Annotated in this window: 15 protein-coding genes; 1 reads left to right on the forward strand and 14 read right to left on the reverse strand. The window is 62.1% G+C overall.

Annotated elements, in window-relative coordinates; translation table 11 throughout:
* Positions 1-8 precede the first annotated feature (8 nt).
* The 14 genes from AC07O2_RS15880 to AC07O2_RS15945 form a co-directional block, all read right to left on the reverse strand.
* Positions 9-539: a chromate transporter gene (locus tag AC07O2_RS15880; protein WP_495076711.1), complete on the reverse strand. Its 531-nt coding sequence runs from the start codon at positions 537-539 to the stop codon at positions 9-11.
* A complete protein-coding gene (locus AC07O2_RS15885) occupies positions 536-1,114 on the reverse strand; it encodes a chromate transporter (protein ID WP_495076712.1) in 579 nt (192 codons plus the stop codon). Before AC07O2_RS15885 ends, AC07O2_RS15880 begins: the two co-directional genes overlap by 4 nt.
* A gap of 131 nt (positions 1,115-1,245) precedes the next feature.
* A complete protein-coding gene (locus AC07O2_RS15890) occupies positions 1,246-1,845 on the reverse strand; it encodes an acyloxyacyl hydrolase (protein ID WP_495076713.1) in 600 nt (199 codons plus the stop codon).
* 234 nt (positions 1,846-2,079) lie between these two features.
* A complete protein-coding gene (locus AC07O2_RS15895) occupies positions 2,080-4,728 on the reverse strand; it encodes an EAL domain-containing protein (RefSeq protein ID WP_495076714.1) in 2,649 nt (882 codons plus the stop codon).
* Positions 4,729-4,975: 247 nt separating this feature from the next.
* Entirely contained in the window at positions 4,976-6,529 is a 1,554-nt protein-coding gene (gene ntrC, locus AC07O2_RS15900) for a nitrogen regulation protein NR(I) (RefSeq protein ID WP_495076715.1), read from the reverse strand.
* A 39-nt stretch (positions 6,530-6,568) separates the two neighbouring features.
* Entirely contained in the window at positions 6,569-7,642 is a 1,074-nt protein-coding gene (gene glnL / locus AC07O2_RS15905; protein ID WP_495076716.1) for a nitrogen regulation protein NR(II), read from the reverse strand.
* Between the two features lie 5 nt (positions 7,643-7,647).
* On the reverse strand, positions 7,648-8,139 hold the full coding sequence (locus AC07O2_RS15910) for a hypothetical protein (protein ID WP_495076731.1): 492 nt from the start codon (positions 8,137-8,139) through the stop codon (positions 7,648-7,650).
* A gap of 160 nt (positions 8,140-8,299) precedes the next feature.
* Positions 8,300-9,715 carry a type I glutamate--ammonia ligase gene (gene glnA, locus AC07O2_RS15915; protein WP_495076717.1) on the reverse strand — a complete coding sequence of 472 codons (1,416 nt, stop codon included), beginning with the start codon at positions 9,713-9,715 and terminating at the stop codon, positions 8,300-8,302.
* 211 nt (positions 9,716-9,926) lie between these two features.
* Positions 9,927-10,766, reverse strand: coding sequence for a competence/damage-inducible protein A (locus AC07O2_RS15920; RefSeq protein WP_495076718.1), 840 nt, complete (start codon positions 10,764-10,766; stop codon positions 9,927-9,929).
* Positions 10,732-11,637: an EI24 domain-containing protein gene (locus AC07O2_RS15925; RefSeq protein WP_495076719.1), complete on the reverse strand. Its 906-nt coding sequence runs from the start codon at positions 11,635-11,637 to the stop codon at positions 10,732-10,734. Before AC07O2_RS15925 ends, AC07O2_RS15920 begins: the two co-directional genes overlap by 35 nt.
* A gap of 24 nt (positions 11,638-11,661) precedes the next feature.
* A complete protein-coding gene (locus AC07O2_RS15930; RefSeq protein WP_495076720.1) occupies positions 11,662-12,639 on the reverse strand; it encodes a sterol desaturase family protein in 978 nt (325 codons plus the stop codon).
* A gap of 7 nt (positions 12,640-12,646) precedes the next feature.
* Positions 12,647-13,468 carry a polysaccharide deacetylase family protein gene (locus AC07O2_RS15935; RefSeq protein ID WP_495076721.1) on the reverse strand — a complete coding sequence of 274 codons (822 nt, stop codon included), beginning with the start codon at positions 13,466-13,468 and terminating at the stop codon, positions 12,647-12,649.
* Positions 13,434-14,411: a YVTN family beta-propeller repeat protein gene (locus AC07O2_RS15940; RefSeq protein WP_495076732.1), complete on the reverse strand. Its 978-nt coding sequence runs from the start codon at positions 14,409-14,411 to the stop codon at positions 13,434-13,436. Before AC07O2_RS15940 ends, AC07O2_RS15935 begins: the two co-directional genes overlap by 35 nt.
* Before the next feature lie 92 nt (positions 14,412-14,503).
* Positions 14,504-15,259, reverse strand: coding sequence for a 16S rRNA pseudouridine(516) synthase (locus AC07O2_RS15945; protein ID WP_495076722.1), 756 nt, complete (start codon positions 15,257-15,259; stop codon positions 14,504-14,506).
* A 154-nt stretch (positions 15,260-15,413) separates the two neighbouring features.
* Here AC07O2_RS15945 and AC07O2_RS15950 point away from each other — a divergent pair, with 154 nt between their 5' ends.
* A complete protein-coding gene (locus tag AC07O2_RS15950; protein WP_495076723.1) occupies positions 15,414-15,917 on the forward strand; it encodes a hypothetical protein in 504 nt (167 codons plus the stop codon).
* Positions 15,918-15,990 lie beyond the last annotated feature (73 nt).

The following is a 15,990-nucleotide window of genomic DNA, read 5'->3' on the forward strand; positions in this document are numbered from 1 at the left end:
CCCCACGCCTACCGCAACGCAAGCCAGAACACCAGCCCGCCCGCGCCCAACACCAGCAACGCGTTCACCCGGGCCCAGAACACCAGCACCAGGGTGGACAAAGCCGCCACGGCCCAGGCCCACACTCCGCCCTCGGCTGCGCGCAGCACGGTGCAGGACGCGGCCAGGATCATGCCCGCGGCCACCGGTGCCAGCCCGGACTCGATGGCCCGCACCAGCATATGGCCCCGGTAACGCGACCACACATGGGCAAGGCCGTAGACCAGCACCGAACTGGGCAGAAAGATCGCCGCCGACGCCACCAAAGCACCCCACAGCCCAGCCACATGCCAGCCCACCAGGGTTACCAGCAGCGAGCCCGGCCCGGGCGTGATGCGCGACAGGGCGAACAGGTCCAGAAACTGCCCGTCATTCATCCAGCCCTGCACCGCCACCGATTGGCGGTGGATGTCGGCCACGATGCTCTGGCCACCACCCACCGTCAGGAAGGACAGCGGCACAAACACTGCCAGCAAATCGCCCAGCAGCTGCAAATTCATGGCGTGGCACCTTCACGACTCTCAGCGCGGATGCGCAGCCAGGCCAGGCCGACGGAGAGCGGCACCATGCAGCCCACCACCCACAGCAGCGGCAGATGCCAGAAGAAGATGGCCACAAAAGTCACCGCCAGAATGCCCGCGCGCAACCAGCCCTTGGCCGCATGCCGGGCCGCGCGCAAGCCGGTCTGCAGCGACAGGCCCACGGCAGCCGCCGCAACGCCGGCCAGCACCAAATGCACCGCATGCACATCGCCCAGGCTGGAGAACGCGCTGGCCAGCACCATGGCCAAGGCCATGGACGGCAGCACGATGCCACAGGCTGCCGCCAGCGCGCCTGCGCCACCGTGCAGCTGGTAGCCGATCCAGATGGCCAGGTTCACCACGTTCACGCCCGGAAAGGCCTGCGCCAGAGCCAGGCCGTTGAGGAACTCCGCCTCGGTCAGCCAGGCGCGGCGCTGCACGAATTCGCGCAGCATCCAGCCACTGAGGCCGCCACCAAAGCTGGTCAAACCGATCTTGGAAAAAGCGCAGAAGATGCCGCGCAGTGTGGGCGCGTTGCTGGAATCTGGATGCACGTTCTTGAACCAGAAGTGGACGGAAAAAGATTGTAGAAGCGCCCTGGCGAGCGCCCGCAGGCCATGCACAACTTTACCGTTCAGCGCACTGTTTATCTGCGCTAATAGCTACGAAATAAATAGCAAAAGAATCAAAACCCCAGGCTGTAGCGCAGTTGCACAAAGGTCTCGCCCGGGTTAGGTTGGCGCAGGCCGGCGTTGGACACATGCTTCACATACACACCCAGGCTGTGGCGCTGTTGGGCGCCAAAGTTGCGGCCCAGGCCCAGGTGGTCGCTGAAGTTCCACTGCGTGCTGAAGTGGCCCGACGGCGTGTAATAGGTTTTGTCCAGGTATGACAAGCCCACGCCAGCCTCTACAAACCAGGGCGATTGCCCGCCGTCAAAGCGATAGCGGAACATGGGCACCAGGCCGATCTGGGCGTAATGCCGGTCCTGTCCCACCGTGGCATCGGCGTTCCACTGGCTCACATATACATCCCAGGCACCGGTGATGCGTCCATCCCAAAAGCTGCTTTGCATGGGCCAGCGCCAGCCCAGCGTGGCGGTGCGGGTGGTGATGCCGCTGCGCAAGTTTTGCCCAGCCTCGGCATAGATGGATGCAGGTTCTGCAGCGGCCGCCTTGTCGGCCGCGAGGATGAGCAACCAGGGCAAGAGTGCGGTACCGAGCAGTTGGCGCCATAGTTTGCGGTGCGGGCGGTACGGCAGCGCGAAAAGGTGTGGTTTCAGCATTTTTGTTGTTCTCCCGGCGGCACGTGACGGACTGCCAACGCCTACTCTGTCGATGCGATGTTTGGATAAATTGTGCCCTGGCCGGCTGCCTTAGAAGTAACTATCGCTCCATCGCCCTGCACATGGTGCAGCTATCGCAGCCCCGTCTGCAACGGCTGCAAAGCCTGCGCTACAGTGTTGGGCTAGAAGGTGTTGGATTGGTGGGCGGTGCCGGCCTGGCAACGCACCATCGGCTCAAATAAGCGCAGCCGCCGTGCGCTGCACATAGCGTTCAAAGTCCTGGACCGGCAAGGCCGGGCTGAACAGATAACCCTGGTAGGAATGGCAGCCATAGCGGGCCAGCCAGTCTTTCTGGGCCTGTGTTTCCACCCCTTCGGCCATTACCTCCAGCCCCAGGTTTTGCGCCAGGGCCACCACGGTACGCGCAATCGCCGCGTCGCTGGGGTCTATCAGCACATCGCGCACAAAGGACTGGTCGATCTTCAGCTGGTGCAGCGGCAGCCGCTTGAGATAGGACAGCGAGGAATAGCCGGTACCAAAGTCGTCCAGTGAAAAGCCAATGCCGCGCGCGCGCAGCATGGCCATCTTGTGCACCAGGTCTTCGAGGTTGTCCACCAGCATGCTCTCGGTCAGCTCCAGCTTCAGACGCTTAGGGTTGGCCCCGGTGGCGCTCAGCAAGTCCAGCAGATCCTGGGCAAACTCAGGCTCGCGGAACTGCCGGGCACTGACGTTCACCGCCAACACCAGGTTGCCCAACAGAGGGTGCGGAGCCCAGGCCACCAGCTGTGCACAGGCGGTCTCCAGCACCCAGCGGCCCAGGGTCAGGATGTGGCCGGTCTCCTCCGCCAGGGGGATGAAGTCAGCAGGCGACACCCGGCCGCGCTGCGGATGCGGCCAGCGCAGCAAGGCCTCGGCTCCGGTGACTTGGCCGTGCGCATCCAGCTGCGGCTGGTAGAAGAGCAGAAACTGGCCCAGCACCAGGGCCTGGCGCAAGTCGCCCTCCAGCTCCGCGCGCGCATTCACCGCCGCCTGCATGGCCGGGTCGAAAAACCGCAGCGCATTGCGGCCCTGGGCTTTGGCCTGGTACATGGCCATGTCGGCCTGCTTGAGCAGCTCGTCCATAGGCAGGGTCTGGCCGTGGAACAAGGCCACGCCCAGGCTGGCCGTGCTGTTGAAGTCCAGCTCGCCCAGGCTGTAGGGCCGGTTCAGCACGGTGACGATTTTTTCCGCCACGGACTTGGCGACAGCGGCCGCCATTTCCGAGCTGGCCTCCAGGTCTTCCAGCATGACCAGGAATTCATCGCCGCCCAGCCGGGCCACGGTGTCGCTGTCGCGCACGCAGTGCACCAGCCGCAGCGCCACTTGCTGCAGCAGCACGTCACCTTTTTCATGGCCCCGGGTGTCGTTCAGGGTTTTGAAGTTGTCCAGGTCTATGTAGAGCAAGGCACCGGTGCGCTTGCTGCGCTCACTGGCAGCCAGCGCACGGTGCAGGCGGTCCATGAGCAGCCGGCGGTTGGGTAGATTGGTCAGCGGGTCGAAGAAGGCCAGCTGGCGAATCTTGTCCTCGGCCATCTTGCGCTGGGTGATGTCTACCACGGTGGCGACGTAGTGGCTCAGGCCGCCTATGCCATCCAGCACCGCGCTGATGCTGACCCACTGCGGAAAGCGTTCGCCGTTCTGGCGCCGGCTCCAGATTTCACCCACCCACTGGCCCTTGCGCGCCAAATCCTGCTGGATGCCGCCAAAGTAGGCCTCGCCATTCGGCTCGGCGTTCAGAAAAGCCAGCGTCTGGCCCAGGCACTCCGCCTCGCTATAGCCCATGCTCTGGGTGAAGGCCTTGTTCACCCGCTGTATCACCTGTTTGGCATTGGTCACCACCACGCCGACCTGGGCCTCAAAAGCCACGGCGGCGATGCGCAACTCGGATTCGGCCCGTACCCGGTCGGACAGATCTATATCGATGCAGAACATCTCGGCCGGCTGGCCCGGCGTCTGTACATAGGCGTGGCTGGAAAACACGGGTACGCGGCTACCGTCCTTGCGCATCAGCGACAACTCGCCCGCTGGAATGGCCTGCTGGGTGGCGAACATCTGCTGCATGGCCTGGCGCACGCCATCGCGCATTTCAAGCGGAATGATGAGATCGGTGAGGTTACGGCCCAGCACTTCGTCGGCCGCGTAGCCATAAAGCTGCTCGGAGGCCTTGTTCCAGTAGCGCGTCGTGCCATCGGCCGCATAGGCCTGGACCGAAACCGAGGGGATATCCATCAACAGGCTGCGCAAGCGGTTCTCGGAGTCGCGCAGGGCTTGTTCACGGGCTTCGCGGTCCAGCCCCTCCTGGATCAGCAGCCCCAGGAACACCATGGCCGGCGTCATCACGGCAACCAGGGCCAGCCCGACGACGAGCAACTCATCCGCCGGTGGATGGGCCGGCACAAGCCACATGGAGCCCAAGGCCAGCAGTTGCTGCAGCAGGCCAAATACCAATAGCTGCCATACGTTCACACGGGCCCAGCCCCGGGCCACGGCGTAACGGTAGAGCAGACCCAAGCCAATGCTGGCGACGAGCAAAGGCAGGCCTATGGCATTGTCTGCCTGGCCAGGCAATTGGCCGTAGCCCACGGATATGGCGGCTGCCACCAGCGCAGCCAGCGGCCCGCCAAACAGGCCCACCGCGCCTAGCACCACGCAGCGCGCATCGACCACCAGCCCCGGCATGCTGGCCGACGGCGTGACTATGCCCAGCACACAGATACCGCCAAACAGCAGCCCGGTCACCAGTTGGCGAAGCACGCTGCGGGGCTTCCAGGCGCGTAGGTGCAGCCCCTGCAGCACACCCAGAACAAAGATCCAGGCAACCCCCTGGACCAGGTGAAGAACCATACACAGCCTCCAGCTTGGGCGTCGATCGGCGGTCCCAGGACATATCTCCAGGGCGCAGGCTGCTGGGAGCCCGGCCGGACCGACAACTTGCGGCTACTTTAGTGCCGTTTACTGGGGCTGAGAACTAAAACTTCATCCATAAGAACAATGCCCCGGTACGCAAGCACCGGGGCATTGTTTTTAAATCCCATACATCATCAAAATAGATAGCAGCCAGCGCAGGCATTACCTACGCTAGCGCCATATTTCACTCCAAACCCAGTTCCTGAATTTTGCGGGTAATGGTGTTGCGGCCAATGCCCAGCTTCTGGGCTGCCTCAATGCGACGGCCACGGGTGTTGTGCAGCGCGGTCAGGATCAGCTTGGACTCGAAGCGGCGCGTCAACACGTCCCACACGTCGTGGCGGTCGTTGGCCAGCAGTTCCTGGGCCTCGGCCTCCAGGCCCAGCTCCCAGGCGCTGACCGGGGCGGTGCTGGCCGGCGGCAGCGTGACGATGGCAGCATCGCTATCCAACGGAACGGCCTGCATACCGGCAATGTCATCCAGCGCCGACAGATCCGTCTCAGGATGCACGACCGGCGTGCTCACCACCATGCGCGGCAGGGCGTGACCCAGGCCGCTGGAAGGTGCCACCACGGCGCCGGTGATTTCAGGTGGCAAATCCTTGGGCTCGATCACCTGGGCCGGCGCCATGACGGTCAGCCAATGGCACAGGTTCTCCAGCTGCCGCACGTTGCCGGGAAACGGAAACAGGCCGATCTGAGCGAGCGCCGCATCGGAAATGCGCTTAGGCTCCACGCCCAGCTGCTTGGCGCTTTGCTGCAGGAAATGGCGTGTCAACATGGGCACGTCTTCGATGCGCTCGCGCAGCGCCGGCAGGCGCAGGCGGATCACGTTCAGGCGGTGGAACAAATCCTCACGGAACACGCCATCGCGCACGCGCTGCTCCAGATCCTGGTGGGTGGCGGCAATCACGCGGACCTGGGCCTTGACGGCGTTGTGGCCGCCCACACGGTAGAAGTGGCCGTCGCTCAGCACGCGCAACAAGCGGGTTTGCAGGTCGAACGGCATGTCGCCGATTTCATCCAGAAACAGCGTGCCACCATCGGCCTGCTCGAAGCGGCCCCGGCGCATGGTTTGCGCACCGGTGAAGGCACCGCGCTCATGGCCGAAGAGTTCACTCTCCAGCAGGTCCTTGGGGATGGCTGCGGTATTGATGGCCACGAACGGGCCGTTGGCACGTGGCGAGTGCTTGTGCAGTGCGCGCGCCACCAGCTCCTTGCCGGAGCCGGATTCGCCGGTGATCATCACCGTCACGTTGCTTTGGCTGAGCCGGCCGATGGCACGGAACACGTCCTGCATGGCGGGCGCCTGACCCAGCATCTCGGGGGTGTCGGCCATGCGTTCTTCAGCCACTTCCTCGCGCTGGCTTTCTTCCACCGCGCGGCGGATAAGCTCCACGGCCTTGGGCAAGTCAAAAGGCTTGGGCAGGTATTCGAAGGCGCCGCCCTGGAAGGCTGATACGGCACTGTCCAGGTCGGAGAACGCGGTCATGATGATGACCGGCAGGCCGGGGTGCTTGGCTTTGACCTTTTCCAGCAGGTCCAGGCCGGAACCACCTGGCATGCGGATGTCGCTCACCAGGATTTGAGGGCCGTCCTCTTCGCCATTTTCTTCCAGCGCCAGCAACACATCGCGCGGATTGGTAAAGCTGCGCGTGGGCAAGTCTTCACGCAGTAGCGCTTTTTCGAGAACGAAGCGTATGGATTGGTCGTCGTCTACTATCCAGATCGGCTTCATAAGAGAGGGCACCTCGGGTCAAGCTGCGTGAATCAATTTCTACGGCAGCGGTATTAATAATTTAAAGTCCGTTCGGCCCGGAACACTGTCACATTCGATCAAGCCATGGTGTTGCTGCACGAAGGTTTGCGCCAACGTCAGCCCCAGCCCGGAACCACCATCTCGCCCCGACACCAGCGGGTAAAAAATACGGTCCTTGATCGACTCCGGTACACCCGGGCCGTTGTCGATGACATGCAATTCCAGTGCCAATCGATAACGTTGTTTCCCAAACGTTACCTGGCGTGCAATACGCGAGAGAAAAGTGATCTGCGCGTCCCCTTCGGCAATGCGTTCACTCAAGGCCTGGGTTGCGTTATGGGCCACATTCAGCACCGCTTGGATGAGCTGTTCGCGGTCACCGCGAAACTCAGGAATCGACACATCGTATTCACGCTCAATCTTCAGCCCGCGCGGGAATTCGGCCAGTATCAGGGAGCGCACACGCTCGCAGATTTCGTGGATATTCACATCGCTGACCACGTGCGGACGGCGGTGCGGCGCCAGCAGCCGGTCCACCAGACTTTGCAGGCGGTCGGCCTCATGGATGATGACCTGGGTGTACTCAATCAGTTCGCGCGACTCGATCTCCATCTCCAGCAACTGGGCAGCGCCACGTATGCCGCCCAGCGGGTTCTTGATCTCGTGGGCCAGGTTACGGATGAGTTCCTTATTCGCCTGGGCCTGGTCGATCAAACGCTCCTCGCGGTCCTGCTTGGCCTGCTGCTCCTGCGGCAGCAACTCGATGATGACCTCGCCCGGACGCTCGGTCTGCGCCAGGATCACGTGTACCGGCACCGGTTCGTGGTTCAGGCGCTTGAGCCAGGCGTCGTAGCGCAGGGCCGCGAACTCATTGCTGCCGGCCCCCTCCAACGCGTTCTGCAAAATGTGCGGCTCGGTGAAACAGTCCGGGAAGTGCGAGCCTTCGATGGTGCGGCGCGAAGTGCCCAGCGCGTCTTCCAACGCCGCATTGGCAAACATCACCGCGCCGTCGCTACGCAGCACCGCCACCAGCGTGGCCAGCAAATCAAACGCCTGAAAGCGCGCAATATGGGGGTTGGTTGGGGTGTTCAAGGTAGTCAGGGGGTAGTTTTAGGAGGAGGAAGACGGGCCAGCTCACGCTTCAGCCCAGCGATATCGCTCTCATTGCGGGCAATGGCAGCCTTGAGCTCGGCTACACGGTCTATGTACTTCTGGTAGTTGCGGGCTTCTCCGCCCTGCTTATCAGGCTCGCCCTGGTTGTACTCCTTGAGCAGGTCTGCCTGCCGGGCTTCGGCCTTTTTCAGCTCGGCTTCCAGGATCATCCGGGCGTCGCTGTCGCGCGCACGCTGCTCGGCGCCGCCACCATTATTGGCCGCTGGCGCACGCACGGCCGCCGCGTTCGCATCGGGCCGCGGGGCCTGGATCACGCTGACATTGCCACCCTCTACCAATTTGCAGCCACGGGCTGCAGCGGCCTTGGGGTCTTTGATGGAATTGGTGTATTCGTTGCCGCAGCGGTAAACCGCGTTGTCTTGCGCGAAAAGCGGCGCCGAGGCAGCCGCCAAAATCAGTAGCCAATAGGGTTTCATGCTCATGGAATATGCCGACAGGGCCTTATCTGAATGGGTTGCCGCAACGGTACTCTGTTTCTATTGCTTTCCCAAGCCAAAACGCAAAAAGGACGGCTTGCGCCGTCCTTATGAGAAGCCTGGTTGCGCGTTGCGAGCGTTCCCAGGCTAGTAGCGCTGCTTACAGCGAATAGTACATGTCGAATTCCACCGGGTGGGTGGCCATGCGCAAGCGCGTGACTTCCTGCATCTTCAGGTCGATGTAGGCGTCAATGTAGGCATCGGTGAACACGCCGCCCTTGGTCAGGAACGCACGGTCTTTGTCCAGGCATTCGAGCGCTTGGTCCAGGCTGTGGCAGACGGTGGGGATCAGCTTGTCTTCTTCGGGTGGCAGATGGTACAGATCCTTCGTAGCGGCTTCGCCAGGGTGGATCTTGTTTTCCACGCCGTCCAGACCTGCCATCAGCAGAGCCGAGAAGCCCAGATAGGGGTTCATCAGTGGATCGGGGAAACGTGCTTCCACGCGGCGGCCCTTGGGGTTTGCCACGAAAGGAATACGGATGGAAGCAGAGCGGTTCTTGGCCGAGTAGGCCAATTTCACAGGAGCTTCGAAGCCAGGAACCAGGCGCTTGTAGCTGTTGGTGCCGGGGTTGGTGATGGCATTCAGAGCACGGGCGTGCTTGATGATGCCGCCGATATAGTACAGCGCGAATTCAGACAGACCTGCATAGCCGTCGCCAGCGAACAGGTTCTTGCCGTCTTTCCACACGGACTGGTGCACGTGCATGCCGGAACCGTTGTCGCCAACGATAGGCTTGGGCATGAAGGTCGCGGTCTTGCCATAGGCGTGGGCGACGTTCTGGATCACGTACTTTTGCAGTTGGACCCAGTCTGCGCGCTGGATCAGCGTGCTGAACTTGGTACCCAGTTCCATTTGGCCGGCGTTGGCCACTTCGTGGTGGTGCACTTCGACGGGAATGCCCAGCGACTCCAGCACCAGGCACATTTCCGAACGCATGTCCTGGAAGCTGTCAACTGGAGGCACGGGGAAATAGCCGCCCTTGACTGCGGGACGGTGGCCGGTATTGCCGTGTTCGTATTCCTTGCCGGTGTTCCAGGAAGCTTCTTCCGAATCGATCTTGGAGTAGCAGCCGGACATGTCGTTTTGCCAGCGCACGCTGTCAAACACGAAGAATTCGGGTTCTGGTCCGAAGTAAGCGGTGTCGCCCAGGCCGGAGGCCTTCATGTAGGCTTCTGCGCGCTTGGCCAGCGAACGGGGATCGCGCTCGTACGGCTTGCCGTCGGCTGGATCGACCACGTCGCAGGTCAGGATCATCGTCGTTTCTTCGAAGAACGGGTCGATGTTGGCGGTGTTGGCATCGGGCATCAGTTGCATGTCCGAAGCTTCAATGCCCTTCCAACCAGCGATCGAAGAACCGTCAAAAGCATGGCCTGACGTGAACTTGTCTTCGTCGAAGTGCGACACAGGCACGGTCACGTGCTGTTCCTTGCCGCGGGTATCGGTGAAGCGGAAGTCAACAAACTTGACTTCGCTTTCTTTCACCATCTTCATCACGTCTGCGACGGTCTTTGCCATCAAGAATCTCCTGGTTAGGTTGAGCAAAAATAAATCAACAAGATGGGAATGCAGTTTCTATGCCACCAGCCGAGGCCGCTTGTAAACACATTCACCCTTGTATTTTGCCTTGGCCGCAGCGGCCTTCAGCGGGAATACGGCCCATCCGAGAAACAAATACCTGTGCCAATGCACCAAATTGGATCGCCATTTTTGCACCAAATATGTGCAATCAAGAACGCACCAATTCCGGGCCAAATTGCACATCAAAATTGTGCAGACCTGCCAACAAAGCCGGGTAAGCCAGCTCCACCAGGCTGGGCAAACCCTTCACGCCCAGCTCAATATGGCGGCCATGTTCGGCATGGTCCACGCTGGGCAGACTGAATACCTTGACGCCTTCAAAACGCTGCTCCATAGCCTCCATCAGCGGGGTCAACGTGGCCTCCATGCTGCCGTACACGATGACCGATTTTTCCACCCAGGCCGCCTGCTGGAACCAGGGCTGGTAGTACTGGTCCAGTACCCATTCCACCATGGGCCAGGCCATCACCGGGAAGCCGGGCACAAAATGCACATGGCCCACGGAGAAGCCTGGAATCTTGTTGTAGGGGTTGGGAATGATGCGGGCACCTTGTGGAAACACGCCCATATTCAGTCGGTGGATATTGTCTGGACGGTCCGGCTCATACAAAGTGCCTTGTTCACGCGCCGTATCCTGCATGCGCTCGCGGATCAGGGCCTCGGCCTGCGGATGCAGGGCCAACGGCACATCCAAGGCCCGCGCGGCGCACTGGCGCGTATGGTCGTCGGGCGTAGCGCCTATACCGCCGGTGGAAAACACCACGTCACCCGAGGCAAACGCGCGGCGCAAGGTGCTGGTGATGCGCCCAGGATCATCGCCTACGTATTCGGCATAGCCCAGCTGCAAGCCGCGTGCGCCCAGCAGTTCGATAACCTTGGGCAGGTGCTTGTCGGCACGCTTGCCAGACATGATCTCGTCGCCGACGATGACCAGGCCAAAAACCGGCGCCGACTCAAGGGGCTGGGAGGATGGGATTGGCAGGCTCATGGACAACAGATTCCGTTTTAGGTTCGACATCGACAACCGGGCCCGCAGCGGCGCGGGGCGGCACGGCAGACACAGGCACCTCGGCACGCAATGCCTGCAATGCGGCCAGCACATAGTGGGTAAACCACAGCGAGGAAAACGCAAACACCAGGGTGTAGATCCATATCGCTAGAGGCACCAGCACCACAAAAGCGGCGGCAAACAAGGCACCCGAGGCCCACACCAGGCTGGGCGCAGCGCCCAGGTAGCCGGCCAACACCCCCATACCCAGCAGCGTGACACGGTGGCGGCGGAATATCTCACGCCGCTCCTGCTTGCTGGCATGCACGGCCAGAGCGTCATAGGCCATGACGCGGTAGGTCAGCCAGCCCCAGATCAAGGGCGGCAGTACCAATATCAAGGGCGGCACCAGCCACAAGGGCATGGACACCACCATGGCCACCACCGCCAGCAGCACCGAACCCAGGGCCCAGAACAATCCGCCAACCAGGGTGCCGCCGTTTTTCTTTTCCAATTGGGGGAAGCGCCGCTCAGCCACCAGGGACACCAGGGCCGGCGTCATCATCAGGGCCACGGCCAGCAGGGACAACACCACGATCAGCGGGGTGATGGCAAAGATCACCAGCAAGGGCGCCAGCGCCACCTTGAGCTGGCCGACACCCGCAGTCTCCAGCCAGGTCCACATGCGGCCTACCCACTCAGATGCGTCCAGCATGCCGCGCACAGCATCCAGGGCAGGCTCCCAGTAGAAGTAGCCCAGTCCTAGCGACAAGGCCACCATCAACAACAGGGGTAGAAACGAGAGTGCAATTACCCGGGGGTGCACGCAGTACGCCACGGCGCGCCAGAAAGAATCAAGAAGCAACTTCATGGGGGCAAGCATACCCGCATGCGGTTAAGGCCTGGTAACGGCCAAACTTGCCCACAGCCGGCGCAAACCCAGCCACTGCTGGCGCCAGAAACCGCGGCCGTAGTCGCGCCCACCCTCGCTCTCCAGTTGGTCGCGGATGCCGGTGGGGTCGTAGCGCAGTTCGAAGTTCGCGGTACCGAACAGCATGTCCCACCATGGCAGCAGCACACCAAAGTTGTGGCCACCCAAGGTGTTCTTGCCCGCCGACTCATGGCCGATGCCAATGCTGTGGTGCAGGCGATGAAAGCGCGGGCTGACCCACAGGCGCTCACCCACGCGGCCAAACCAGAGCCTCACATTGGCGTGCTGCAAGCTCTCGCTCAGTTGTGTAAAGGCCACGATGGCGATGAACTGCCCCGGCGCCACGCCAATCAGCTGGGCCGCCACCACCACGATGATGTCGCCAATCACGTCGTCCAGCAGGTGGTTGCGGTTGTCGCTCCACAAGGTCATTTGCTGCTGCGAGTGGTGTAGCGAGTGCAGGCCCCACCACCATTCAAACTGATGCTGGCCCCGGTGCACCCAGTAGCCCAAAAAGTCGAACGCTACCAGGTACAGCGCAAAACTGACCACCGGCAGATCAGTCACGCCGGGCCACAGGGCATCCAGGTGCCAGGTGCCCATGCCGGCGACCCGCAGCGTGCCAAAAATACCGTCCATCACCGGGTCCAGGGTAAAGAACAAGGCCAGGCGGAACAGGCCCAGGCGATGCACCAAGGTGTAGAGCATGTCGATACGGATGGCCGCGCGGTCCTGCATAGCCTCTACCGGACGCCAGCGCTGCAAGGGCCCCAGCACCGCCACCAGCACCACCAGCTGCAGCAGGCCGACCAGCAGCCAGCCCGTGGCATCGAATGCATCTTCGACCAAGCCGCCCAGGCCCATGCCGAACACCAGGGGTTGCACAGCGGCCTCGAACAGCCATTGCTGCGCATCAGAAAACAAGTTGCTCAGTACATCCATGGGCAGATTATTGGGGGTGGGCAGAAATCCACGCGGTGTAGTCGGGATGCTCGCGCAGCGTGCGGAAGCAGAAGCCGCGCTCCCTCAGACCCACGATCAGCGGCTCCAGCACGGCCGGCGCCCATGGGTCTTTGCGCGACCAGATGCCCAGGTGGGCCATCAAAATATCGCCGCTGCGAATATTGCGCAGCGACTGGGCTAGCAACTGGGCATTACTGACGCGCTCGCTGGACAGCTCATCGCCCAGAAACCCGGCCGGCGCCCAGCCCACGTGGGCATAGCCACAGCCCTTGGCGGCCGCCAGCAAGGCCGGTGAAGTCTTGCCGCCAGGCGCGCGAAACAAGGGCAGCGGCACCTGGCCGGTCATGGCCTGCAGGCGCTGGTTGGCATGGCGGATTTCCTCGCAGTATTGTGCTGCCGTCCAGGTGAATTCCTTGTCGGCATCCGGCCCGGCCGAGGGCTTGACGCGGAATTGGCCGGGGCTGCCGGCCACATCGCCGCGCCAGTACACATGGTCGAAGGTGTGCGAGGCAAAGGCATGGCCCTCTGCGGCACGGGCCTTCCACCAGGGAGCCCAATGCTCGCCCATGCTGCCGTCGCCCTCCTGCGTGCGCTCGTGGGCGCCAAAGAAGGTGACCTTGACCTGCTGGCGGTTCAGCACCTCGGCGATCAGCGGGGCCACGCCCATATGGCCGGTGTCAAAGGTCAGATAGACCGGTTTATCACAAGGTTTTTCTACTGTAGCGCAGATGGCACCTGCGCTAGCCGCTATCAATACCGCAGCAAAACCAGATTTAGCGGGGAGCGTGGTCCAGCGTCCAAACGCCATGGGGAGATCTTCCAACATTGATTTGTCGCACCACTTTCTTGGATTCCACATCCACCACGGTGAGCTTGCGGGCCCAGCGCGAACCGACATACAGCAGCTTGCCGTCGGCCGACACGTCCATGCAGTCCGGCCCACCGGGCGCGGGATAGGTAGCGACCGACTCCAGGGTTTGCAAATCGATCTTGCTGATGCTGTTGCTGACGCGGTTGCTGACGTAGACATGGCGCTTGTCGCCCGCCGCCCGGAACGCATGCGAGCCCTTGGCGGTGGTAATCACCTTGGTCCGCACCGGGGTCTTGCCGGAGACGTCATAGACCTCCACGCCCTCCCCGCCCGTCAGCCCCACCAGCAGGGTCTTGTCGTCGGCGGTGCCGAACACATCGGCCGGCATGGAGCCCGTGGGCGTGCGCCATTTGATGCTTTGCGTCGCCAGGTCCACCGCCACCAGCTCGTCACTGTCCTGCATGGTGGAGTAAATCGTGGTGCTCTTGCTGTCAATCCACAGGTGGCTGGGCGTTTTGCCGGTGGAGATGCGCTTGGCCAGCGTGATGTCCTTGCCGTCCCAGCGGTAGATGTCGATGTGGTTCAGCCGGTTGGCTGCCGTGACAAACCACTTCATGTCGGGCGAAAAGCGCAGTTGGTAGGGGTCGAGTATGTCGCGCACCACGCGCTGCACCTCGGCCGTTTTCGGATCGACGAAGGTCAGCGTATCGGCCAGGGCATTGGCGATGATGAGCGACTTCTCGTCCGGTGTAAGGTACAGATGATGCGGCTCTTTGCCGGTAGGAATCCGCTTGGTCTCAAGCCAGGTGGCGGGGTCCACCACGCTGACGCTGGCATCCAACGAATTCAGCACAAAGATCGGAGAGGACTGGGCCTGGGCGGCTAAGGGCGCAGCGGCGGCGAAGACAAAGCCCCAAGAGGCAACACAACGGACAAACAACTTCACGGCACACCACAGGTAAAAGACAACCGTCAAGTGTAGCCGCCGGGGCCAGCAACTTTTGCCAGCCGGTGTAACAAGCCCGGAGAGGACTAGGCCAGATCTTTGGCCGACAGCAGTGCCAGATCCTCGGCGCTCAGCCAGCGCCACTGGCCGGGCAGCAGGTCCGCCGGCAGCGCAAAGCCGCCCTGTTGCGAGCGGTGCAGGCCCTCCACCCGGTTGCCTACCGCCGCCAGCATGCGCTTGACCTGGTGGTACTTGCCCTCGGTCAGCGTCAGGCGCAAGTGGTGGCTGCTGACGGCTTCACAGGCGGCTGCGCGCACCGGCTTGGGGTCGTCGTCCAGCACCACCCCCTCCAGCAGGCGCGACACCTGCTTCTCGTCCAGCGTATGCTTGGTGCTGACCTCGTAAACCTTGGGCACATGCTTCTTCGGCGAGGTCATGCGGTGGATGAACTGGCCGTCGTCGCTGAGCAGCAGCAAACCTGTCGTATCCTGGTCCAGCCGACCCACGGCCTGCACGCCCTGCAGCGCGCCCTTTTGCGGCCGCAAACGCAAAGGTGACGGCAGCAGCGTATAGATGCTGGGATAGGTGGAAGGTTTTTGCGAACACTCGGTGCCCGCAGGCTTGTTCAGCAGCACGTAGGCCAGCTGGTGGTACGACCAGTCCACGCCCTGGACCCGGAAGCGCAGCCCTTGCGCTTCCAAATCCATAGCAGAGTCCGTAACCACTACGGGCGCTGTGCCCGTGTTGTCCATATAGACCTCGACCAGGCCCTGCTGAACCAGACCGGCGCACACGCGGCGTGTGCCAAAGCCTTGCGAATAAAGAATGTCTTGAAGCTGCATGCCCCGAGTATCGCAAACAGCTGGCAGCGCCCCGCCTCGTCGCTCACAGGCGACAACCGGGCGGCCATGGCCACCAACCTCCCCAATATCAACGAAAAAACATGCGGCGAAAACATACACAAGGTTTACAAATGTTTATCCCATGGAGACACAAATGCGCGAGCTATTCACCACCCTGTTTGTTTTTGCCGCAGCCTTCATGCTGTGGCGAACCATGCGCCCGCAACGCCACCACCATGGCTACCAGGTGGTGTCCCCCTCGCAGCTGCCCTTGGAGGCCGAAACGCCAGATGCACAGCTGTACAAATGGCCATCGCTGGGGCTGTTCAGCTTCACGCTGAGCGACGGCGACCAGCACCAGGCCGCCCTGAAAGACATCGCCGACGGCACGCCCATAAGCTCGTCAGGCGCGCGGGTGCTGGCCGCGCTGCACACCGGCGCCAACAACCCAGACATCTGGAAACCTGTGGAAGTGAAGGTCCACGGCCAGCGTGTAGGCTTTTTATCCAAGGGCGACGCCACCCGCTTCCAACGCCGCCTGGCCTATGAGGGCCGGGCCGGACAGACCACCTGCTGCGACGCGCTGATCACCCTGGAAGGCACAAGCGGCCAAGCACGCTACGTGCTGCGCCTGGACCTGAAGGAATTCCGGCATTAAGAGCGGCTAACAAAAGCGTGTCATCGTCAAATGCACATCGTGCGTTTGACGCGGGATGGGAAAGAACAGAAAC

Source organism: Rhodoferax sp. GW821-FHT10B06 (genome assembly GCF_059415605.1).

Bases quoted from the DNA above. Each gene is read 5' to 3' on its own strand.
- AC07O2_RS15880 (WP_495076711.1), bottom strand. From the start codon at position 539: ATGAATTTGCAGCTGCTGGGCGATTTGCTGGCAGTGTTTGTGCCGCTG.
- AC07O2_RS15890 (WP_495076713.1), bottom strand. From the start codon at position 1,845: ATGCTGAAACCACACCTTTTCGCGCTGCCGTACCGCCCGCACCGCAAA.
- AC07O2_RS15895 (WP_495076714.1), bottom strand. From the start codon at position 4,728: ATGGTTCTTCACCTGGTCCAGGGGGTTGCCTGGATCTTTGTTCTGGGT.
- ntrC (WP_495076715.1), bottom strand. From the start codon at position 6,529: ATGAAGCCGATCTGGATAGTAGACGACGACCAATCCATACGCTTCGTT.
- AC07O2_RS15910 (WP_495076731.1), bottom strand. From the start codon at position 8,139: ATGAAACCCTATTGGCTACTGATTTTGGCGGCTGCCTCGGCGCCGCTT.
- glnA (WP_495076717.1), bottom strand. From the start codon at position 9,715: ATGGCAAAGACCGTCGCAGACGTGATGAAGATGGTGAAAGAAAGCGAA.
- AC07O2_RS15920 (WP_495076718.1), bottom strand. From the start codon at position 10,766: ATGAGCCTGCCAATCCCATCCTCCCAGCCCCTTGAGTCGGCGCCGGTT.
- AC07O2_RS15925 (WP_495076719.1), bottom strand. From the start codon at position 11,637: ATGAAGTTGCTTCTTGATTCTTTCTGGCGCGCCGTGGCGTACTGCGTG.
- AC07O2_RS15930 (WP_495076720.1), bottom strand. From the start codon at position 12,639: ATGGATGTACTGAGCAACTTGTTTTCTGATGCGCAGCAATGGCTGTTC.
- AC07O2_RS15935 (WP_495076721.1), bottom strand. From the start codon at position 13,468: ATGGCGTTTGGACGCTGGACCACGCTCCCCGCTAAATCTGGTTTTGCT.
- AC07O2_RS15945 (WP_495076722.1), bottom strand. From the start codon at position 15,259: ATGCAGCTTCAAGACATTCTTTATTCGCAAGGCTTTGGCACACGCCGC.
- AC07O2_RS15950 (WP_495076723.1), top strand. From the start codon at position 15,414: ATGCGCGAGCTATTCACCACCCTGTTTGTTTTTGCCGCAGCCTTCATG.